This window comes from Marinibaculum pumilum, assembly GCF_042646425.1.
Classification (GTDB): Bacteria; Pseudomonadota; Alphaproteobacteria; order Ferrovibrionales; family Ferrovibrionaceae; genus Marinibaculum; species Marinibaculum pumilum.
This window is the reverse complement of the sequence record NZ_JBHRTR010000035.1, coordinates 54606-74261: the sequence shown is the minus strand read 5'-3', so window position 1 is coordinate 74261 and position 19656 is coordinate 54606. Positions and strand designations below refer to the sequence as shown.

18 protein-coding genes are annotated in these 19656 nt (G+C 70.7%); 4 read left to right on the top strand and 14 right to left on the bottom strand.

What is annotated here, in order from left to right; genetic code table 11:
- Positions 1-112: 112 nt before the first annotated feature.
- From ACFOGJ_RS22375 to tsaB, 5 genes are all read right to left on the bottom strand, one after another.
- Positions 113-1117 carry a lysophospholipid acyltransferase family protein gene (locus ACFOGJ_RS22375; RefSeq protein WP_379904775.1) on the bottom strand — a complete coding sequence of 335 codons (1005 nt, stop codon included), beginning with the start codon at positions 1115-1117 and terminating at the stop codon, positions 113-115.
- Positions 1118-1475: 358 nt separating this feature from the next.
- Entirely contained in the window at positions 1476-1904 is a 429-nt protein-coding gene (locus ACFOGJ_RS22370) for a Fur family transcriptional regulator (protein ID WP_379904773.1), read from the bottom strand.
- A 351-nt stretch (positions 1905-2255) separates the two neighbouring features.
- Entirely contained in the window at positions 2256-2672 is a 417-nt protein-coding gene (locus ACFOGJ_RS22365; protein WP_379904771.1) for a MucR family transcriptional regulator, read from the bottom strand.
- 176 nt (positions 2673-2848) lie between these two features.
- Entirely contained in the window at positions 2849-3334 is a 486-nt protein-coding gene (locus ACFOGJ_RS22360; protein WP_379904769.1) for a GNAT family N-acetyltransferase, read from the bottom strand.
- Entirely contained in the window at positions 3331-4014 is a 684-nt protein-coding gene (tsaB, locus tag ACFOGJ_RS22355) for a tRNA (adenosine(37)-N6)-threonylcarbamoyltransferase complex dimerization subunit type 1 TsaB (RefSeq protein WP_379904767.1), read from the bottom strand. The genes ACFOGJ_RS22360 and tsaB overlap by 4 nt, the downstream gene beginning before the upstream one ends.
- Positions 4015-4270: 256 nt before the next feature.
- Between tsaB and ACFOGJ_RS22350 the strand changes: the two genes are divergently transcribed.
- Positions 4271-5317 (top strand): polysaccharide deacetylase family protein, encoded by a 1047-nt coding sequence (locus ACFOGJ_RS22350; protein ID WP_379904765.1) that lies wholly within the window; start codon positions 4271-4273, stop codon positions 5315-5317.
- A 36-nt stretch (positions 5318-5353) separates the two neighbouring features.
- Here the strand turns inward: ACFOGJ_RS22350 and ACFOGJ_RS22345 are convergent, their stop codons facing one another.
- Together ACFOGJ_RS22345 and ACFOGJ_RS22340 are read right to left on the bottom strand one after the other, a co-directional pair.
- On the bottom strand, positions 5354-6823 hold the full coding sequence (locus tag ACFOGJ_RS22345) for a glucosaminidase domain-containing protein (RefSeq protein WP_379904763.1): 1470 nt from the start codon (positions 6821-6823) through the stop codon (positions 5354-5356).
- A 243-nt stretch (positions 6824-7066) separates the two neighbouring features.
- On the bottom strand, positions 7067-7624 hold the full coding sequence (locus ACFOGJ_RS22340; RefSeq protein ID WP_379904761.1) for a NifU family protein: 558 nt from the start codon (positions 7622-7624) through the stop codon (positions 7067-7069).
- Between the two features lie 244 nt (positions 7625-7868).
- Here ACFOGJ_RS22340 and ACFOGJ_RS22335 point away from each other — a divergent pair, with 244 nt between their 5' ends.
- The gene (locus tag ACFOGJ_RS22335) at positions 7869-9158 is read left to right on the top strand and encodes an adenylate/guanylate cyclase domain-containing protein (RefSeq protein ID WP_379904759.1); all 1290 of its coding nucleotides are present in this window, start codon (positions 7869-7871) and stop codon (positions 9156-9158) included.
- A gap of 6 nt (positions 9159-9164) precedes the next feature.
- Here the strand turns inward: ACFOGJ_RS22335 and ACFOGJ_RS22330 are convergent, their stop codons facing one another.
- From ACFOGJ_RS22330 to murJ, 3 genes are all read right to left on the bottom strand, one after another.
- Positions 9165-9680 carry a universal stress protein gene (locus ACFOGJ_RS22330; protein WP_379904757.1) on the bottom strand — a complete coding sequence of 172 codons (516 nt, stop codon included), beginning with the start codon at positions 9678-9680 and terminating at the stop codon, positions 9165-9167.
- 70 nt (positions 9681-9750) lie between these two features.
- The gene (gene trpS / locus ACFOGJ_RS22325) at positions 9751-10758 is read right to left on the bottom strand and encodes a tryptophan--tRNA ligase (RefSeq protein ID WP_379904755.1); all 1008 of its coding nucleotides are present in this window, start codon (positions 10756-10758) and stop codon (positions 9751-9753) included.
- A 156-nt stretch (positions 10759-10914) separates the two neighbouring features.
- The gene (murJ, locus tag ACFOGJ_RS22320; RefSeq protein WP_379904753.1) at positions 10915-12498 is read right to left on the bottom strand and encodes a murein biosynthesis integral membrane protein MurJ; all 1584 of its coding nucleotides are present in this window, start codon (positions 12496-12498) and stop codon (positions 10915-10917) included.
- A gap of 287 nt (positions 12499-12785) precedes the next feature.
- Here murJ and ACFOGJ_RS22315 point away from each other — a divergent pair, with 287 nt between their 5' ends.
- A complete protein-coding gene (locus ACFOGJ_RS22315; RefSeq protein ID WP_379904751.1) occupies positions 12786-13346 on the top strand; it encodes a hypothetical protein in 561 nt (186 codons plus the stop codon).
- A 58-nt stretch (positions 13347-13404) separates the two neighbouring features.
- Here ACFOGJ_RS22315 and ACFOGJ_RS22310 read toward each other — a convergent pair whose 3' ends face one another.
- From ACFOGJ_RS22310 to ACFOGJ_RS22300, 3 genes are all read right to left on the bottom strand, one after another.
- Positions 13405-13869 (bottom strand): DMT family transporter, encoded by a 465-nt coding sequence (locus tag ACFOGJ_RS22310; protein WP_379904749.1) that lies wholly within the window; start codon positions 13867-13869, stop codon positions 13405-13407.
- Positions 13870-13975: 106 nt separating this feature from the next.
- On the bottom strand, positions 13976-16801 hold the full coding sequence (locus ACFOGJ_RS22305) for a [protein-PII] uridylyltransferase (protein WP_379904747.1): 2826 nt from the start codon (positions 16799-16801) through the stop codon (positions 13976-13978).
- A 106-nt stretch (positions 16802-16907) separates the two neighbouring features.
- Positions 16908-17681, bottom strand: coding sequence for an SDR family NAD(P)-dependent oxidoreductase (locus ACFOGJ_RS22300; protein ID WP_379904746.1), 774 nt, complete (start codon positions 17679-17681; stop codon positions 16908-16910).
- 285 nt (positions 17682-17966) lie between these two features.
- Between ACFOGJ_RS22300 and ACFOGJ_RS22295 the strand changes: the two genes are divergently transcribed.
- Positions 17967-18311 carry a hypothetical protein gene (locus tag ACFOGJ_RS22295; RefSeq protein ID WP_379904744.1) on the top strand — a complete coding sequence of 115 codons (345 nt, stop codon included), beginning with the start codon at positions 17967-17969 and terminating at the stop codon, positions 18309-18311.
- A 13-nt stretch (positions 18312-18324) separates the two neighbouring features.
- On the opposite strand, the gene mutS is transcribed toward ACFOGJ_RS22295, so the two are convergent.
- Positions 18325-19656, bottom strand: a 1332-nt coding sequence (gene mutS, locus ACFOGJ_RS22290) for a DNA mismatch repair protein MutS (protein ID WP_379904742.1), incomplete at its 5' end; no start/stop codon positions are given.

Sequence of the window (19656 nt, the reverse complement as noted above, 5' to 3'; positions counted from 1 at the left end):
CAGCGCCGCATCGTCGAAACTAGCATCTGGGCGCGCGGCGTCGCAATTGAAAGACCGGCGGCGGGAGACGGGTCATCAGAGAGGGGGATGGGGGTCCGCCCGCCGGAGCCGGTCAGGCGAGGCGGCCATCCCCGCCGCCGGTGGATACGCCGGTGCCGGCGGGACCGGTTCCGGGTGCCCCGGTTCCGGCGGCCGGTGCATTGCCCGCGTCCGGCGTACGGGCGGCCGCGCCGGCACGCCGCGGCGCCAGCTTCCGGCGCCGGAAGCGTCGCACCCGCGCCTGCCTGCGCCCGCTGAGCGGATTGCCCGCCGCCTTCGGCCCGTTGCCCGGCGCCCAGGGGGCGCGCGCGGCCAGGGCGTCGGAGACACCGCGCGCCACGATCGTCTGGCAATGCGCACTGAGCGCCTTCCGGGAGCCGAAATCGTCGATGGTCACGGTATCGTGGAACTGCACCACCACTTCGGACGGCCCGGATTTCAGGAACTGCCAGAGGTGGGACGCGAGGTCCTGGTCGCCGATCCAGGCGAAATTGGAGGCCCAGGTCCGCCCGACCGGCAGGCCGTTCAGGCGGCAATAGCTGAGGGACACCGGCTGCACCTTCAACGGCTGGCTGTTCACCTCCCGCTCCGCCAGAGCGAAGAAGGTGCTCTTGAAGGGCTGCACCCCCAGCCCGTCGGAGGAGGTGCCTTCCGGGAACAGGATCAGGTTGTCGCCGCGCTCCAGCCGCACCGACATCTCGTCCCGGCTGTCGGCGGAGCGCGAGGCCCGCCGTTCCACGAAGACCGTGCGTTGCAGCTTGGCGAGCAGGCCGAAGATCGGCCAGGAGGCGACGTCCGACTTCGCCACGAAGCAGCCCGGGAACAGGGTGTCGATCACCACGATGTCCAGCCAGGAGACATGGTTGAAGACGAAAAGGGTCGGCCGGTCGCGTGAAATGTCGCCGACGCGCCGCACCCTGATCCGCAGGATCCGGGCCAGGCCGCGGTGGTAGAGCATCGGCACCGCTTCGGCCATCTGGCGCCAGCGCAGCTGGACGGCCAGCGCCTGCACGGGCAGCAGCGCCATGGTCCAGGTCAGGAACAGGAGAATTGCGATTGCGGCGCGGGTATTGGCCATAAGCAAGGACTACCGGCCCCTCGGCAAGGGGCATCCCGAATTGTCGATCATGTCGGACGCAATCGCCGGCCAATGGGCCCGGCATCGCGGCGCTTGGTCCCGGGCGACCGGAGGTCCGGTCGGCACGGCCACTCGTTGCTCCGGCGCCGCCGCACCAGGGACTGCGCGCGGTCCGGGTCCCGGCAGACCGGCTGCCCGGGAACGGTCACGGCCGGCCTGCGGTCCGTCATTGCGGCCCCGCGGCGCCCCGTGAAACAGCCGGAGTTTCCTTCACCCCGACCGATTTATCAAGCGTCGGCGCCCTGCGGCATGGACCCGCAGGCAGCCGAAAACAGCGCGCCAGGTCAATCCTGCCGGGTCAGCGACCGGACCTGTCCTTGTCCTCCAGCGGCACCGCATAGAGTTCCATCCGATGGTCGATCAGCCGGTACCCGAGCCGCGCGGCAATCTTCTCCTGCAGGGCCTCGACCTCATCGTCGTGAAACTCGATCACCCGGCCGCTGCGCATGTCGATCAGGTGGTCGTGATGCTCCTCGGGGGTTTCCTCGTAGCGGGCACGGCCATCGCCGAAATCATGGCGCTGCAGGATCCCCGCCTCCTCGAACAGACGGACGGTCCGGTAGACGGTGGCCAGGCTGATGTTCGGATCGACCTCCGAGGCACGGCGGTAGAGTTCTTCGACATCCGGGTGATCTTCGGCCAGCGACAGAACCCGCGCGATGATCCGGCGCTGGCCCGTCATCCGCATGCCCTTGTCCAGGCAGAGCTTTTCCAAACGATTTGGCATCCGTTCCCAACCGGCTCTCTGCTGTCCGCACAGGAGGCGGCGGGCCGCTCTCTCGCCCGCCCGTGCTGCGGCGCACGGGCGTTGGCAGGACGGCCTCCCCATCCGCGGCATCGGAAGCGGCGATCCGAGCCTGCCGCCTGCGAACCGCGACCCTTGCGACCAACTGCCGCCAGCGTCCCCGTTCAGTTTCGAATCATCGTCTTCCGGCCGCTCCCGCACCGACAGGAGCGGGTCCGTCATCGGACCACTCCAATATGGTGCACCCGGTCAGGCAAGGCAAAGCGCAGCGGCCGGCCAGCCGACCCCCGCCGACGACCTGCTGCCGGCAGCCGGCTGGCCCGCCGCGCTTCGTCAGCTGCGCCGGCGCTTGCGGCGGCTCGTCCCGAGGCCGATCTTCTTCGCGAGTTCGCGGCGCTGGGATGCATAGTTCGGCGCGACCATCGGATAGTCGGCCGGCAGGCCCCACCGCTCGCGATATTCTTCCGGAGACATATTGTAGGCAGTCTTCAGATGCCGCTTCAGCATCTTCAGTTTCTGTCCGTCCTCCAGGCAGATGATGTAGTCCGGCGTGACCGACTTCTTGATCGGAACGGCCGGCTGGGGCCGTTCCGGACGCGCCGGCGCACCATCGACGGAGCTCAGGCTCGAAAAGACCTGCTGAATGATCTGCGGAAGTTCTGCGGAGTCCACACGGTTGTTGCCAACATGCGAGGCCACGATTTCGGCCGTCAATGCCAGCAGTTTTCCCTTCTCAACCTTCTCCGTCATGCTTCGCTCGTCTCCTGGTGCATTACCGGCAACCTGCCGGAACAGATGGGGAGAAAGATTGTGTAATATTCGCAAATAGGCAACCTATTTCTCCATAGTAGCACGGAAAAATGTGTTCAGGGTTTCGCTGTTGCAACACATCCCGGCAGTCGTGACAGCGATTCGCATTCGCCGGATTAGTCTTTCGCTACTGGAAGGCGAAGTTCCAGCACAAGAGCGTCGTCCCGCTGCGTCCCCGCCGTGTAGTAGCCCGGCCGCCGCCCGACCTGCCGGAAGCCGGCCCGGTCATACAGCGCCCGCGCCGCCGCATTGCCTTCCCCGACCTCCAGCAGCAGGCGCGCGGCACCGCGCGATGTCGCCACCGCCGTGGCGCCAGCGACAAGACAAAGGCCAAGTCCCTGGCGGCGATATGCCGGGTCGACGGCAAGGGTCAGGATCTCCGCTTCTTCCGCCACCTGGCTGAACAGCACGAAGCCCTTCGCCGGCGGGCCGCTGTGGTCGAGGAGGCCGGTCACGGTCTCCAACCGCAGAAGCGCCTCGATCTCCGCCGCCGGCCAGCGCGCGGCGGCGGCGAATGCCGCCGCATGGAGCGCCGCCAGGGCAGACGCATCACCGACCCCGGCCACGACCAGTCCGCCGGCCGTCGCAGTCACGCCGGTCACGCCGGCGCGTCGCCCGGCAGAGCGGCGCCAGGCCCCCGGACATAGAGCGGCAGCGCCGGCCGAAGCTGCCCGGCCTCACGATCCGCCATCGCCAGGCGCGCCAGGCTCTCCGGCGCGGGCAGTTCGCTGTCGGGCACCAGGTGGGTCGCCAGGCCGGCCACGACGGCATCCGCGGCCGCGTCGCCGACGGCCCATGCCAGCGGCCCGCCGGCGCCGGGCAGGGGGTCCAGGCCGTGCAGGTCGGCGACCTGCGGCGGGCCCAGGTCGCGCGGGCGGGGCGCGGCACGGAAGGGCTGGGCGTAGACCTGGCCACGGCGGGCGGAGATCACGGCCAGCCCCGCCGCACCGCACTGAAGCGCATCCGCCGGGGCCATCGCCGCCAGGGCTTCCAGGGTGGTGATCCCCACCACGTCGCAGCCCGCCACCAGGGCGAGACCGCGGGCCGCGGCGACGCCGACCCGGACGCCGGTGAAACTGCCGGGGCCGATGCTGACGGCGACCAGCCCGAGCGCCGCGGGGCGGCAGCCCGCGGCCGCGAAGGCCGCCTGCAGGATGGCGGGCAGGACTTCCGCCTGGCCCCGCTGCATCGCTCTGCTTTCCCGGTACAGCAGCTCGCCTTCGGCAGATAGAAGGGCCACCTGACAGGCGGCGAAGGCGGTATCGATCGCCAGCACCGTCATGACGGGGTTCCCCCGCACGGCAGGCGGCGCGATAAGGAAGCGGGCGGGCCGGCGTCCGTCGCCGGAACATGTCCGCCCCGACAGGTATTGTCGCGGCGTGCCGCAGGACGGCGCGGCAGCTGGACCCTAATCATTGCGTGGCTTCGACATGATTTCCTCGCCCCGACAGGAAAGCCGGCATCGCGCCCCGGCATCGGGCCGCCGCCGGTTCCTGAAAGAATGTGCACGCTTCGGCACCGGCGCCGCGGCCCTGGCCTTGGCCCCGCCCGCCGGCGCGGCAGCGATTCCTGGCACGGCGAAGCAGCCGGCGGACGCCGTTCATGCCGTCATCCTGCTGTACCATCGCTTCGGCGGGGCAGGCCATCCGGAGACCAATGTGCGGGTGGCGCAGCTCGACGCCCAGATCGCCGCGCTGCAGGCCGGCGGGCACCGGGTCCTGCCTGTGGCGGAAATCGCCGCCGCCCTGCGCGCCGGACACAAGCTGCCGCCGCGGACGGTCGGCATCACCGTGGACGATGGCAGCCGGACCTTTGCCGAGACGGCCTGGCCCCGTTTCCGGGCCGCCGGCTTCCCCGTCACCCTGTTCGTATCCCCCGACGCGGCGGATCGGCCGGGGCATGCCTTCCTGGGCTGGGCGGCGCTGGAGCGGTTGGCCGCGGAAGGCGTCGCGATCGGCAATCACAGCCTGAGCCATCGCCATCTGGCCGGGATGGACGATGCGGCACTGCGCCGCCAGGTCCTGGACGCCCAGGCGATCCTCTCCGACCGCCTGGGCGCCGCCCCGGCGCTGTTCGCCTATCCCTACGGCGAATGGAGCCCGCCGGTGCGCAAGCTCGTCGGCGACGCCGGGTTCACCGCCGCCTTCGGGCAGCAGTCGGGGGTGGCCTGGGCCGGCGGCGACCTGCTGACCTTGCCGCGCTTCCCGATCAACGAGCGCTATGGCACGCCGGACCGGTTCGCGCTGGTGACCAATGCGCTGCCCCTGCCGCTGACGGACCTGGAACCGTTCGATCCGGTGGTGACGGGCGCCAACCCGCCCCGGCTGCGGTTCACCCTTGCCGCCGGCCTCGGGCCGCTGGACGGCCTGGCATGCTATGCCTCGCACGTCACGGGACCGGTCCCGCTGCGCCCGATCGGACCGCGCCGCTTCGAGGTCATGCTGCCCGGGCCCCTGCCGCCGGGACGGACCCGCATCAACTGCACCCTGCCGGCCGCCGGCGCAGGCGCAGGCCGCTGGCGCTGGTTCGGGATGCAGTTGCAGGTGCCGGCCGGGCCACCGCCAACGCTGGCGGAAGGCCGCTAGGACGGCAGGCACGGTCGCCTTCGGGACTGGCCGCGTTCAGAACACGCTGCGCAGGGCATCGCCGGCAAGCTGCGTGGTCCAGGGCCGGATCGTGTCCGACAGCCGCGCCGAATCGAACGCCTGCAGGTCGTTATGGCCGATGATCGTGCGCAGGGTGCGCACATAGGCGGCGCCGCGCTCCGAATAGGCGCTCATATGGCCGGCCAGCGCGTAGCCGTCCAGGGCATGGGCCTCCGCGGCGGCATCGGCGGCGCCTTTCGAACGCTGGCCGGCACGCGCCTTGCGGAAGGAGGCATAGGCCGGATTGCTGTTCAGATTGTCGATATAGGCCGACACGGACTGCTGCAGTGCCGGGAACTTCCGGACCAGATGGCTTCGGCCCCGCGGCCGGTCGCGCGGCACGATCCCGGCCTCTGTATCCCACGTCCATTGCCCGAAGACCGCATTGCCCTGGCGGGCGAACCGCGAGGTGCCCCAGCCGGATTCCTCCGCCGCCTGGGCAAGCGCCAGGGAGACGGGGACGATATCGACCCGTCGCAGCAGCTCCGCCGGATCGTCGGCCGAGCCGCCATAGCGGTCGGCCAGCGTCGACAGCCAGCCCTGCTGTTCGCCGTTCAGAGGCGTGCCCGCCTCCAGGCGCCCGACCAGCCCCTGGAGCCGCCGGCGATCCGCCAGCACCTCCTGGTTGGCACGCAGGACCAGCGGCAGGACGGTCTTGATGAAGGTGCGTTTTCGCCGCTCCGGGTGGCGGATCGACCGCAGGTCCTCCGGCAGGGCGCCCACGAAGATGCGCGGCACCCCGCTTTCCCCGGCCCGGATCCGTCGCAGGTCGTAGTCGGCATCGCCAAAGGCCGCGAGAAGGTCTTCGGTGCGGCGCCAGTGCCGGTCCCCGCCCGGCGTTTCGACGCCATATCCGGGAACAAGGCTCTCCGGCTGCAGCAGCAGGGACGCCAGGCGGAATGGCGCCGGCGGGTCGGCATCGAGCCGGTACGGCGCGATCTCACGATCCACGCGGCGCGGGTCCGGCACCTCGCCGGCCGCATCGGCGGCGGGCGCCCCCGGCAGCGGCGCGGGTCCGGCGGGCAGGATGTCGTCGGTCGCGGCATGGACGCCGACGGTCAGGGCGGCGGTCGCATTCGCGGAAGCTGGCGCCGCGGCGGTGGGGTCACCGGCCGCGATGGCCGGCTGGCCGGGATCCGCATCGGCATCTGCAACGGCCGGTGCCGGCAGGTGCGCCGCCCTGGCCTGCACCGTGCCCCCGCCCTGCGCCTCCGGCACCGGGAGGCTGTCCTGCGGTGCCGGGGTGGCCATGCGGACATCCGGGTCCACCGGCAGCGGCCGTTCGGAAAACCGCGGCGGCGTCACGGGCGTGCCGTCCATGTGGATTGCCGAAACGGCACCGCCGGCGCCGAGGCCCAGCAATGCCAGCCCGCCCAGGCCCACCATCAGCCGTGCAAAGTCGGTCCGGATCGCCCTTGTCGAGGTCGGCGATCTACGCCGCTTCATGCCTTCGCCCCCGATGCTGCCACCCTGAAACCGCCATTCCGGTGCCGGCATGCGATGCCGGGCAATGCCGGCAAGCGGGCCGGCAGCGCCTGCGGAACGGACCTGCAGATCTCATATCCGGACAGCCGCGCATCTGCGTCGCCTGCCAATGCCAATGCCAATGGCCGCGGCGGCGCCGCGCCTCCGCAGCCTGCCGCCCGGCCCTGGCCCGCACCCGGCCTGCGCCGGGGCGACGGCCCGTCCTCAGACCGGCCGCACCTCGTTCACCTCCGGCACGAAATGCCGGAGCATGTTCTCGATGCCATGTTTCAGGGTCGCCGTCGAGCTTGGGCAGCCGGCGCAGGCGCCCTGCATGTGCAGATAGACGACCCCAGCGTCAAAGCCGCGGAAAACGATGTCGCCGCCGTCCTGCGCCACCGCCGGCCGCACACGCGTCTCCAGCAGCTCCTTGATCTGGGAGACGATCTCGGCATCGGCCTCGGCATAATCCTCGGCACCGGCAGCGCCTTCGTCCGCACCCTCCACGACCGGCAGGCCGGCCATCAGATGCTCCATGATCGCACCCAGGATGGACGATTTCAGAAGGTGCCACTCGACACTGTCATCCTTTGTGACCGTCACGAAATCGGTACCCAGGAAGACCGCCTGGACGCCATGGACCTGGAACAGGCGCTGCGCCAGCGGAGAGTTCGCAGCCTCTCCGGCGCTCCTGTAGTCGGCAGTGCCTTCCGGCATCACGGTGACGCCTGGAAGGAACTTCAGGGTCGCCGGGTTCGGCGTGGTTTCAGTCTGGATGAACATTGTCGTCCGATATCGCTTTATGTTGCGTCGAGACCGCAAGATGGGTCGCCGACGCGGAATGATCAAGCCGCTGGCGCCGCGGCAGCCCCGAGGCAGCCGCCGGGCTGGGCCCGGCCGCGGCCGAAAAGCCCGCCCGGCCACTGGCGAAACCGCGGGCAAGGGGCTACTTCTGTCCGGGGATGGCAAGGCGCGGTCGGCGACCGGGTCCTGCCGAACAGCAGCGACGCCTGGATCGGGCAGGCCCATGATCGAACTCGCAGGCAGCGGCAACCGGTCGCGCATGCTCGCCCGGATGATCGACTGGCTTCTGGACCAGTCGCACCGCGACATGCCGACCCTGCCGTTCTTCGCCCAGTTTTGCGAGCGCCTCTCCGCGGAGGGCGTGCCGCTGGCGCGCGTCTCCGCCGGCCTGCCGGCGGTGCATCCGCAGCATTTCGCCCGCGGGCTGGAATGGACCCGCGACAGCGGCGCCCGCGAGATCCCGCGCGAACATGGCATCCAGGATACCGCCCTTTACCGGGACAGTCCTGTGGCGCTGATCCACCGTACCGGCGTCGCCATCCGGCGGCGCCTCTGCGACCCGGCCACCCCGATGGACTTCCCGATCCTGGAGGAACTGAAGGCCGACGGCATCACCGACTATCTGGTGATGCCGCTGGAGTTCAGCCGCGGCGTGCGCGCCTTCATCTCCTGGTCCAGCGACTGCCCGAACGGCTTCACCGCCGACCAGCTGGGCGTGATCAACGACATCATGCCGATCGTCTCGCTGCGGCTCGAGCTGCGCTCCGCCTACCGCATGGCGGAGGACCTTCTGAACACCTATCTGGGGCAGGGCGCGGCGCAGCAGGTGCTGTCCGGCACGGTTCGGCGCGGCCAGGGCGCCAAGATCCGGGCGGCGATCTGGTTCAGCGACCTGCGCGACTATACCGCGATGGCCGACCGCATGCGCCCGCACGAGCTGATCGTCACCCTGGACGACTTCTTCGAATGCCTGGCACGGCCGATCCAGGACCATGGCGGAGAGGTGCTGAAGTTCCTCGGCGACGGCCTGCTGGCGATCTTCCGCATCGACGAGGGGGCGGAGCCCGGTACCGCCTGCGACCACGCCCTGGCGGCGGCCCATGCCTCCTTCGAACGGCTGCACGTCCTGAACCAGGGCCGCGGGATCGGCGGCGCCCCGCCGCTGCGGGTCGGACTCGGCCTGCATCTGGGAGAGGTGATCTACGGCAATATCGGTGCGCTGGACCGGCTGGATTTCACGGTGATCGGACCGGCGGTCAACACCGTCGCGCGGCTGGAAGAGCTGTGCAAGACCTTGAACCTGCCGGTGCTGGCTTCTGCCGAGTTCGCCGCGGCAGCCAGCCAGCCGATGCGGGACATGGGCGCCCATGCGCTGCGCGGCGTGCGGCGGCCGCAGCAGGTCTTCGCCCTGGATCCCGAAAGCCTGGCCGGGCAGACGGCCCCGTCGGGCATGGCGGCGGAACAGCGTGGCGCGGAGCCGGCCGGCACGCAGGCGCGGACTGCCGCCGGCTGAGCAGCATCAGGTCAGCTGCTCGATTTCCTCGTCGGTCAGCTTGCCCGGCACCACGGTGACCGGGATGCGGAAGTCGCCCGGCATCTGACCGGCCAGCGCTGTGACCAGCGGCCCCGGGCCATCGGGGCCCGGCGCGGCGCCCAGCACCAGGATGCGGATGTCCGGATCCTCGGTGATCAGGCGCAGCAGCTCGCTGCGCAGGGTGCCCTCGCGGATGATCACCTCCGGCACCAGGCCGGTGCGCTCCTTCACCTGCGCGGCGAGGTCGCGCAGCAGGCGTTCCGCCTCGTCGCGGGCCTCCTCCCGCATCGCCTCCGCCACGGCAAGCCATTGCTGATTGTCGTCGCCGGCCTGGATCACGCGCAGCACCGCGACACCGCCGCCGACCTTCGCCGCGCGGCTGGCGGCGAAGCGCAGCGCCACCCGCGATTCCGGCGTGTCGTCGACCACGGTCAGGAACTTGGTGCGGCGGCGGTCCGCACGCACATTGCCCTTCGTGTCCGCCGTCGTTTCCCGTGTCATGGACGGATGTTGCCCTTCCGCCGGCACCGCATCAAGCGCGCCGCCGGCCGCCGCCGCGGCTCCCGCCGGATCATGGCCGCAGCAGCCCCATGGCGGCATAGACCTCCGCCATCACCGGCGCGGACATGGCGCGCGCCTTCTCCGCGCCGCGGTGCAGGATGGCGTCCACCGCGCCGGGATCCGCCATCAGCCGCTTCATCTCGGTGCCGATGCGCCCCACCTCCGCCACCGCCACCTCGGTCAGCGCCGCCTTGAAGGCGGAGAAGGGCTGGCCGGCGAATTCCGTCACGGCGGCGGCCAGATCCTTGTCCGTCAGGGCGGCATAGATGCCCAGCAGGTTGGCAGCTTCCGGCCGCCCGTCCAGCCCCTCCGCCGTCTCGGGCAGCGGCTCCGGGTCGGTCTTGGCGCGGCGGATCTTCTGGGCGATCTCGTCCGGGCCGTCGGTCAGGGTGATCCGCGCCTGCTCCGACGGGTCGGACTTCGACATCTTCCGCGTGCCGTCGCGCAGCGACATCACCCGGGCGGCGGGGCCCAGGATCAGGGGCTCGCAGATCGGGAACAGCTCGGTCTCGAAATCGTGGTTGAACTTGATCGCGATGTCGCGGGTCAACTCCAGATGCTGCTTCTGGTCCTCGCCGACCGGCACGTGGGTCGCCTTGTAGGCCAGGATGTCGGCGGCCATCAGCGCCGGATAGGCATAGAGGCCGAGGCTGGCGCGCTCCCGGTCCTTGCCCGCCTTCTCCTTGAACTGGGTCATCCGGTTCATCCAGCCGACCCGGGCCACGCAGTTGAAGATCCAGGCCAGCTGGGCATGGTCCGGGTTCATGCTCTGGTTGAACAGCAGGCAATGATCGGTGTCGATGCCGGACGCGATCAGGGCGGCCGCGACCTCGCGGGTCTGGGCCGCCATCATCGCCGGTTCCTGCCACATGGTCAGGGCGTGCAGGTCCACGACGCAGAAGATGCAGTCATAGTCCTTCTGCAGCTTCACCCAGTTCCGGATCGCGCCCAGGTAGTTGCCCAGATGGACGTTGCCGGTGGGCTGCATGCCGGAGAAGATCAGCTTTCTGTCGCTCATGGATGGGTCTGCTGCAGGTTGCGGTTGCCGGGGATCTGCCGTGCGCCGCCAGCCGGATGCGGCGCCAGGGACTGACGCCAGCGCCGGAAGCTGCACGGGCGGCGGCCTTCATGGCGCGCGCGGCGGAAAAGGTCAACGCGTTCCTTGCCCCGGCCTTCAGGGCAGCTTCGGACCGCGCCGCATCATCCGCGCCAGATCGGACGGCCGCGCCGCCCCCAGCAGCAGCGTCAGGCCGCCATAGAGCAGGCCGCTGCCCAGCACCAGGGCCGCCAGGGCCGCCAGCTGCCGGGCCAGGCTGGCCGCGACGAACCAGTCCGCCAGCAGATGCGCGATGGCCAGCGCCGCAAGCGCCATGGCCAGGGTGGCCACCAGCATCCGCAACGCGCGCGACGACAGCCGGGCATCGCCGCGCCAGAGCCCGCGGCGCCAGGCGACGAAGGCCAGCAGACTGGCATTGACCCAGGCCGCCAGGGCCGCGGCGAGGGCCAGGCCGACATAGCTGAGGCTCCACATCAGGGCGAGGGAGGCGGCCAGGTTGACGCTCATCGCCGCGATCGCGATCGCCACCGGCGTGCGGGTGTCCTGCCGCGCATAGAAGGCCGGTGTGAAGCTGCGGATCAGCAGGAAGGCCGGCAGGCCCAGAGAATAGGCGCGCAGGGCGGCGGCCGTGGCCTCCCGGTCGGCCGCACCGAAGGCGCCGCGCTCGAACAGGACCGCGATGATCGGTTCCGGCACCGCCAGCAGGGCGGCGGTGGCCGGCAGGCCGAACAGCAGCACCAGTTCGATGGCGCGGTTCTGGCTCGACATCGCGGCCGCGGCGTCGCCGGCGGCGATCTGCCGCGACATCAAGGGCAGAAGCGCGGTGCCGACCGCCACTCCCACCACGCCGATCGGCAGCTGGTTCAGCCGGTCGGCATAGAACAGGTAGGAGATCGCCCCCGACGGCAGCAGCGAGGCCAGGATCACGTTGACCACCAGGTTGACCTGCGTGACCCCGGCGCCCACCGCCGCCGGCAGGATCAGCCGCAGCAGGCGGCGCACCCCCGGCGTCAGCCGCGGCAGGCGCAGGCGCAGGTCGATGCCGGCCCGGCGGCAGGCCAGGGCGAGCCAGGCGAACTGCGTGATGCCGGACAGCAGGACGCCCCAGGCCAGCGCATAGCCCGGGTTGGGCAGCAGCGGCGTCAGCAGCAGCAGCGAGCCGATCATCGTCAGGTTCAGCAGGATCGGCGCCGCGGCAACGGCGGCGAACCGGCCGAGCCCGTTCAGGATGCCGCCGCAGAGCGAGACCAGGCTGATCAGCAGCAGGTAGGGGAAGGTGATCCGCGTGAACTCGACCGCCAGGTCGAAGCGCTCGGCATCGCCGGCAAAGCCGGGTGCCAGGCCCAGCATCAGCACCGGCATCGCGATCTCGCAGACGGCCACGAACAGCACCAGCACCGTCAGCAGGACCGCCAGCGCGTCCTCGGCGAAGCGGATCGCACTGTCGCGGTCTTCCCGGGTCAGGGTGGCGCTGAACAGCGGTACGAAGGCGGCGTTGAAGGCGCCCTCGGCAAACAGAGACCGGAAGAAGTTGGGCAGCTTGAACGCCACGAAGAAGGCATCCGACACAACGCCGGCACCCAGAAAGGCGGCGATCAGCATGTCGCGCACGAAGCCGGCCAGGCGGCTGAGCATCGTCATGCCGCTGACCGTCGCGAAGGCGCGCAGAAGGGGGATGACCGGCGCGGGACTGGACGTCATGGGCGGCTTGGAACCCGAATGATCGGCACTGCGGTTCCTCCCTGTAGCAGCGGCCTGCAACGGGCGCGAGCGCAATCCGCTTTGAATTCCGGTGGCCTTCGACCGACAATGGTCCCGCCGGGCGTGGCGGCCGGGGTAGGGTCGGTCGCCGCGTGCCCGCCACGGGATTTCAGGGGGGCCGGATGAACCTTGGCCAGAATCGGTCGCGCAGAACCGCCAGAACACTGGCACCGGCCGGTCCGACCACCGCCGGGCGGGCGCTGCGCACGTCGGCGGTCGCCGCAGCGTTGCTGCTTGGCCCGACGCTTGCCGCCACCGCCCCGGCCGCCGGCCAGGAGAGCGGCACCGCCCCGGACGCCGTGACCTGCGCCTGCAGCATCGCCTTCGACTATGCCGATGCCGAACGCTACCGCTACTGGCGGCGCGAGGCGGTGGCGGCGACGATGGAGATCCGGCTGTCCCGCACCGACGGCGTCTATCAGGCCGCCGCCGGAAACCACACGGCCCTGTGCGAGGACGTGCGGGAGGAACGGCGCGGCGAACCCTTCCGCACCGTCGACATGTGCGTGCATCTGGGCGAATGGCTGGTCCGCGTGCGGGAGGAGATGCGCTGCGACCTGGCCACGGACGATGCGACGCGGGCACGCTGCCGGCTGCCCGATCCGGACCCCGATGCCGGGCGCTTTCTCAACGGCACGGGGCAGGGGGCCGACCCCGCCGCCGCCATCTGCGACGCCCTGGACGCGGCGATCGAACTGCGCCTGACCGCCGACCTCGCCGCCTTCGAAGCGGAAAGGCTGCACGGCCTGCCCGACGTGCAGCACCACCACAGCTGCCGGCCGAAATAGCGGCCGGCAGCGTTATCCCCGCCCGGCCGTCCGGGTGCCGGGGCGGCTGAAAGCGCCGTCAGCCGCGGCCGAACCGCAGCACCACGACCCCGGCCACCAGCAGGACGACGCCGGCCAGGTCGCGCCAGCCAATCGGATTGGCGGTGTATCCCGCCAGGCCGAAATGGTCGAGCGCCAGGGCGGCGATCAGCTGCCCGGCAATGACCGCGGCGATCATCGCGGTGGCACCGACGATCGGCGCGGCGAAGACGGTGATGCTGACGAAACAGGCGCCCATCAGACCGCCGAACCATGCCCACCAGGGCACGCCGGACAGGTCGGCGAGCGCCTGTCCAGGACTGCGGAGCAGCGCGGCCAGGGGCAGCAGGATCAACGTGCCGATCAGAAACGACACGCCGGCCGCCCAGATCGGCGTGCCCATCGCCTGGGCCAGCCGGCCGTTCAGGCCCGCCTGCATCGGAATCAACGTCCCGGCCAGCACTGCCAGGACCAAGGCCACGGTGGTCAGAAGCCCCGCCCCCATACTCGATACCCCCGAATCTCTGTCGTCTGCTGGGCCAGATCATGCGCCGGATGCGACGGCCCGCAACCGTAGACTGTTCCGGCCGGCACCGGCGCGGAAACCGGGCTCAGCCGGCGGCCGCCTTCTCGCGCTCGCGGCTGCGGGACCGGCCGCGCGCCGGTGCCTTCGCCGCGCCGCCTGCGGCACGTTCCTCCGGCGTCAGCAGCGCCTCCAACAGTTTCGCCTCGATCGGGGCGAGGCGGCTGGCGGAGGTCACCTTCATGCCGACCAGATCCTGGACATAGAACACGTCCACCGCCCGTTCGCCATAGGTCGCCACATGCGCGGAGTGGATGGTGAGGTTCAGGGTGAACAGCGCCCAGGTGACGTCGTACAGCAGGCCGGGCCGGTCGCGGCCGTTCACCTCGATCACCGTGTGGCTGGCGGAGGCGCCGTTGTCGATCAGCACCACGGGCGCGACCTTGAACACCTTGCGCATCCGTGCCGGCTCGCCCGGATTGCCGGCCGCGATCGCCTGCCGCGGCTTCACCTCGCCGGCCAGGGTGCGGTTGACCATGCGCGACAGGCGCGCCAGCCGGTCGGGCCGGTCGAAGGCATCGCCGTTCAGGTCCTGGATCAGGAAGGTGTCCAGCGCCTGGCCGTCGCGGGTGGTGTGCACCTTCGCGTCCACGATCGTCGCGCCGGCGGCGGACAGCGCACCGGTCAGGCGAGCGAACAGGCCGGGATGGTCCTGGGTGTAGATCGTCACCTCGGTGATCGCGCGGAAGCTGTCGGTGCGGGTCTCCAGGGTCAGCGGGTCGCCCGCACGGTCGGCGCGGCGGATCATCCGGGCATGCCGCTCATGCGCCTCTATATCGAAGGCCTGCCAGTAATACGGCATGTGCCGGTTCAGGTAGGCATCCAGCTCTTCCGCCGGCCAGTCGGCCAGGCGCTGCGTCAGCTCCTCCCGCGACCGGGTGGCGTTGCGCTCCAGATTGCGCTCGACATGGCCGCCCAGCAGCACGTCCTCCGTCGCGACATAGAGTGTGCGCAGAAGCTGCCCCTTCCAGCCGTTCCAGACATTGGGGCCGACAGCGCGGATGTCGCAGACCGTCAGCACCAGCAGCAGCCGCAGCCGCTCCGGGCTCTGCACATGGCGGGCGATGTCGGTGATCGTCTTCGGATCGGCGAGGTCGCGCTTGAAGGCGGTGGCCGACAGCGCCAGATGCCAGCGCACCAGCCAGGCCACCGTCTCCGTCTCCGCTTCGGTGAAACCCAGCCGCGGCGCCAGCTTGTGCGCCACCTCCGCCCCCAGCACGGAATGGTCGCCGCCGCGGCCCTTGGCGATGTCGTGCAGGAACAGGGCGAGGTAGAGCACCCGGCGCGACAGCACTTTCTTGATCACCTCGGTGGCCAGCGGATGGTCTTCCGCCAGGGTGCCCTGCTCGATCCGCGACAGGATGCCGATCGCCCGGATGGTATGCTCGTCCACCGTATAGACGTGGTACATGTCGTGCTGGGTCTGCGCCACCACCCGGCCGAAATCTGTGACGAAGCGGCCCAGGACACCGGCCTCGTTCAGGCGGCGCAGCGCCCGCTCCGCCCGGCCGGGCCAGGTCAGCAGGTCGACGAACAGCCGGTTCGCTTCTGCATTCTTGCGCAGGGCGGCGTTGACCACGTCCAGATGGCTGCGTACTGCCCGCAGGGCGTCGGGATGCAGGTCCAGGTCCTGCGCCTCCGCCAGGTGGAACAGACGCAGGATGCGCACCGGGTCCTGCCGGAAGACATCCGGATTCTCCACCGTCACCCGCTTGCCGTCGGTGACGAAGCCGTCGCGGGTGCGCTTGCGCCGGATCCGCGGCAGCCGCAACAGGGAACGGCTCTCCACCTCCTCCTCCACCGCGCGGAAGAAGATGCGGGTGACGTCGCCGACATCCTTCACCGTCAGGAAGTAGAACTTCATGAAGCGTTCGACCGCCTGCTGCCCGGCGCGGTCGGTATAGCCCATGCGGTGCGCGATCTCGGTCTGCACGTCGAAGGTCAGCCTTTCCTCGGGCCGGCCGGTGACATAGTGCAGGTGGCAGCGCACCTTGGCCAGGAAGGCCTGGGCACGGATCAGGCGGCGGTATTCGGTGGCGGAGACGATGCCCCGGCCGACCAGCTCCGACAGGTCGTCGATGCGGTAGAAGAAGCGGGCGATCCAGACCAGGGTCTGCAGGTCGCGCAGGCCGCCCTGGCCCTCCTTCAGGTTGGGTTCCACCAGGTAGCGGCTGTCGCCCATGCGGGAATGGCGCTCCCGCAGCTCGGTCAGCTTGGCCTGCACATAGGCGGCGCCGGTCTTTGCCACCACCTCCGCATCGAAGCGCCGCGCCAGCTCCTGCGCCAGGTCCTGGTCGCCCCAGATCCAGCGCGATTCCAGGATCGCGGTGGAGATCGTGACATCGTCCCGCGCCCGCCGCAGGCATTCGGAAACCGACCGGGTCGCATGGCCGACCTTCAGCCCCAGGTCCCAGAGGCTGTACAGCATGAACTCGGCGACCTGTTCTCCCCAGGAGGTCTGCTTGTAGGGAAACAGGAACAAGAGGTCGATATCCGACTGCGGCGCCAGTTCGCCGCGGCCATAGCCGCCGACGGCCAGGATCGACAGCTTCTCCGCCTCGGTCGGGTTGGCCAGCGGCCAGACCCGGGTGGAGGCGAAATCGAAAAGCACCCGCACCAGCTGGTCGATCAGATAGCTGCGCCCGTGCAGAATCTCCCGCGCGCGGCCGCCCGACTCGAAGCGCCGGCGAAGCTCCGCCTCGCCGGCCTGCAGCGCCGGCCGCAGCACCTCCAGCGCCAGGGCGCGCGCCGCGGAGGGGTCGGACAGCGGGCCGCCCACCCGGCCGTAGCAACCCAGCGCCTGCAGCAGTTCGGCACGGGCCACGATCCGGCGCCGGTGCGGTATTTCGTACATGCCTCTGCCTTTCCGTCCCGCGCGGTGTCCGGCCGCCGGGAAACATCAGGCGATGTGCGGCACCGGCGCCGGGACTTCAAGCCCCGGCGGGCCCGGCCGCGGCCGCTCAGCCGCCCTGATTGATGGCGCCGCCGCCGTCGATCACCAGGGTCTGCCCGGTGGTGAAGCTGCCCGCCTTCGAGGCCAGGAAGACCACGGCGCCGGCGATTTCCTCCGGCTGGCCGATGCGGCGCAGCGGATAGCCCTTGGTCGCCATCTTCAGGATCTCCGGATTCTCCCACAGCGCGCGGGCGAAATCGGTCTTGATCAGGCCGGGCGCGATGGCGTTCACGCGAATGTTCTTCGGCCCCCATTCCACCGCCAGGTTGCGCGCCATCTGCATGTCGGCGGCCTTGGAAATGCAGTAGGCGCCCAGCTTGTCGGAGCCGAACAGCCCGCCGACGGAGGAGACGATGACCACCGCGCCGTCGCCGCGCTCCGCCATCTCCGGGATCACCATGTTGCAGAGCCAGTGGTTCGACTTGATGTTGGAGGACATGATCTTGTCGAAGGCATCGTCGGGAATGTCCTTCGAGGTGCCGAAGAACGGGTTCACCGCGGCGTTGCAGACCAGGATGTCGATCTGACCGAAATGCTTCTTCGTCTCCGCCACCAGGGTCTCAAGCTGCGCCTTGTCGGAGATGCTGGCCGGGATCGCGATCGCGGTGCCGCCGGCACCCTCGATCGCCTTCACCACCTCGTCGCAGGCCGCCGCCTTGCGGCTGGAGACGACCACCTTGGCGCCATGCGCGGCAAGCTGCTCGGCAATGGCGCGGCCGATGCCGCGGCTGGAACCGGTGACGACGGCAACCTTTCCCGTCAGGTCGAACAGGCTGGTCATGCGGAACTCTCCTCCCCTTCGGCGGCGGGCCCCCGGCGGGCGCCGCGCGCGCATCTTCTGCATTTCGGATCGGGGCGGACGATAGCGGCTTCGCCACGGCGCCACCAGTCGTCCGGCCAGGGCTTCCGTCGCCCCGCGCGCGCCCGGCTGGCGGCGGGCCTCTGCCTCTGCCTGCTGGTCAGCGCCTGCGGCTGGTTCGGCGGCAGCGACCTGCCCGAGGCTTCCGTCCGCTGGGTCGACGGCGACCGCGGCAGGGGCAGCGAGGATCTCCACGGTGCCGGGCAGGTGCTGGTCACCGCCCTGGCAACGGGCACGATAGCGGAAGCGGAACTGCGGCCGCCGACCGGCCGCTCGCTCTATGCCGGCGACCTGAAGCGGCCGCCGCCGGACCGCGACTATGGCGTGGCGCTGTACGGCTCGTCGGACAGCGGTGTCTCGGTCGGCCTGTCGCTCGACATCGTCGCCCGCGCCATGGACCCGCCGCGCAGGCGGCGCTTCACCCGCATCGTGGTGCCGGCTTCGGCGGTGGACAGCTATCGCGGCGGCTGGCAGCGCTGGCAGCTGATCCTGTCGTTCAGCGACGGCGCGCGGCTGGTGCTGCCCGCGCCACAGCCCGGTCCCCCCGGCTGACAGGGCGGGCACCTTAGCCCGGATCCTCCTCCGCCAGCCGCTTCAGCTCGTACAGCAGGTCCAGCGCCTCCCGCGGCGCCAGCTCGTCGGGTGCCAGGCCGCGCAGCCGGGCCAGGGCGGGATGCACCGCGACCGCCGCCGCCGGCGCAGCGGCGCTGCCGGCTGCCGGATCGGCGGTCAGGCCGGCGAACAGCGGCAGGTCGTCGAGCAGGGCGCGTACCGCACCCTTCTGCCCGCCGCGCTCCAGCTCCTTCAGGATGGTGCGCGCACGCGCCAGTACCGCCGGCGGCAGGCCGGCCAGCTTCGCCACCTGGATGCCGTAGGAGCGGTCGGCGGCGCCCTCCGCCACCTCGTGCAGGAAGACCACGTCGCCGCGCCATTCCTTCACCCGCATGGTGCGGTTCACCAGCGCCGGCAGGCGGTCCGACAGCACCGTCAGCTCATGATAATGGGTGGCGAACAGCGACCGGCAGCGGTTCACGTCGTGCAGATGCTCCACCGTCGCCCAGGCGATCGACAGGCCGTCATAGGTGGCGGTGCCGCGGCCGATCTCGTCCAGGATCACCAGCGCGCCGGGCCCGGCCTGGTTCAGGATCGCCGCCGTCTCCACCATCTCCACCATGAAGGTCGACCGGCCGCGCGCCAGGTCGTCGGCGGCGCCGACGCGGGAGAACAGCCGGTCCACCAGGCCGATCTCCGCCTCCGCCGCCGGCACGAACAGGCCGGCCTGCGCCAGGATCGCGATCAGCGCGTTCTGCCGCAGGAAGGTGCTCTTGCCCGCCATGTTGGGGCCGGTCAGCAGCCAGAGCCGCTGCGCCTCCCCCAGGTCGACATCGTTGGCCACGAAGGGGCTGCCGTCGGCCGCCCGCAGCGCCGCCTCCACCACCGGGTGGCGGCCGCCGCGGATATGGAAGCGCCGCGTCTCGCTGACCGTCGGGCGCACCCAGCCGGCATCGGCGGCCAGTTCCGCACCCGCGGCCGCGACGTCGATGACGGCCAGGGCCTCCGCCGCCGCGGCCAGCGCGCCATGCACCGCCAGCACCTGGTCGCGCAGGCCGGCGAAGACCTCCTCCTCCAGCGCCTGGGCGGCACCGGCGGCGTCGGCGATGCGGCTTTCCAGGTCCGCCAGCTCGCCGGTGGAATAGCGCACCGCATCCTTCATCGTCTGCCGGTGGGCGAAGTCCGATCCCAGCCGCGACGCATGCCGCGCGCCGACCTCGACGAAATAGCCCAGCATGTTGTTGTGCTTGACCTTCAGGCTCGTCACCCCGGTCGCCTCGGCATATTTCGCCTGCAGGGCGGCGATGTGGCGCCGGCTCTCGTCGCGCAGGGTGCGCTGCTCGTC

What these genes read in the sequence shown, in the direction of transcription:
- ACFOGJ_RS22310 (WP_379904749.1), bottom strand. Translation starts at nt 13,869, where the DNA reads ATGGGGGCGGGGCTTCTGACCACCGTGGCCTTGGTCCTGGCAGTGCTG.
- ACFOGJ_RS22370 (WP_379904773.1), bottom strand. Translation starts at nt 1,904, where the DNA reads ATGCCAAATCGTTTGGAAAAGCTCTGCCTGGACAAGGGCATGCGGATG.
- tsaB (WP_379904767.1), bottom strand. Translation starts at nt 4,014, where the DNA reads ATGACGGTGCTGGCGATCGATACCGCCTTCGCCGCCTGTCAGGTGGCC.
- ACFOGJ_RS22345 (WP_379904763.1), bottom strand. Translation starts at nt 6,823, where the DNA reads ATGAAGCGGCGTAGATCGCCGACCTCGACAAGGGCGATCCGGACCGAC.
- trpS (WP_379904755.1), bottom strand. Translation starts at nt 10,758, where the DNA reads ATGAGCGACAGAAAGCTGATCTTCTCCGGCATGCAGCCCACCGGCAAC.
- ACFOGJ_RS22300 (WP_379904746.1), bottom strand. Translation starts at nt 17,681, where the DNA reads ATGACCAGCCTGTTCGACCTGACGGGAAAGGTTGCCGTCGTCACCGGT.
- ACFOGJ_RS22330 (WP_379904757.1), bottom strand. Translation starts at nt 9,680, where the DNA reads ATGACACGGGAAACGACGGCGGACACGAAGGGCAATGTGCGTGCGGAC.
- ACFOGJ_RS22365 (WP_379904771.1), bottom strand. Translation starts at nt 2,672, where the DNA reads ATGACGGAGAAGGTTGAGAAGGGAAAACTGCTGGCATTGACGGCCGAA.
- ACFOGJ_RS22375 (WP_379904775.1), bottom strand. Translation starts at nt 1,117, where the DNA reads ATGGCCAATACCCGCGCCGCAATCGCAATTCTCCTGTTCCTGACCTGG.
- ACFOGJ_RS22340 (WP_379904761.1), bottom strand. Translation starts at nt 7,624, where the DNA reads ATGTTCATCCAGACTGAAACCACGCCGAACCCGGCGACCCTGAAGTTC.
- murJ (WP_379904753.1), bottom strand. Translation starts at nt 12,498, where the DNA reads ATGACGTCCAGTCCCGCGCCGGTCATCCCCCTTCTGCGCGCCTTCGCG.
- ACFOGJ_RS22335 (WP_379904759.1), top strand. Translation starts at nt 7,869, where the DNA reads ATGATCGAACTCGCAGGCAGCGGCAACCGGTCGCGCATGCTCGCCCGG.
- ACFOGJ_RS22305 (WP_379904747.1), bottom strand. Translation starts at nt 16,801, where the DNA reads ATGTACGAAATACCGCACCGGCGCCGGATCGTGGCCCGTGCCGAACTG.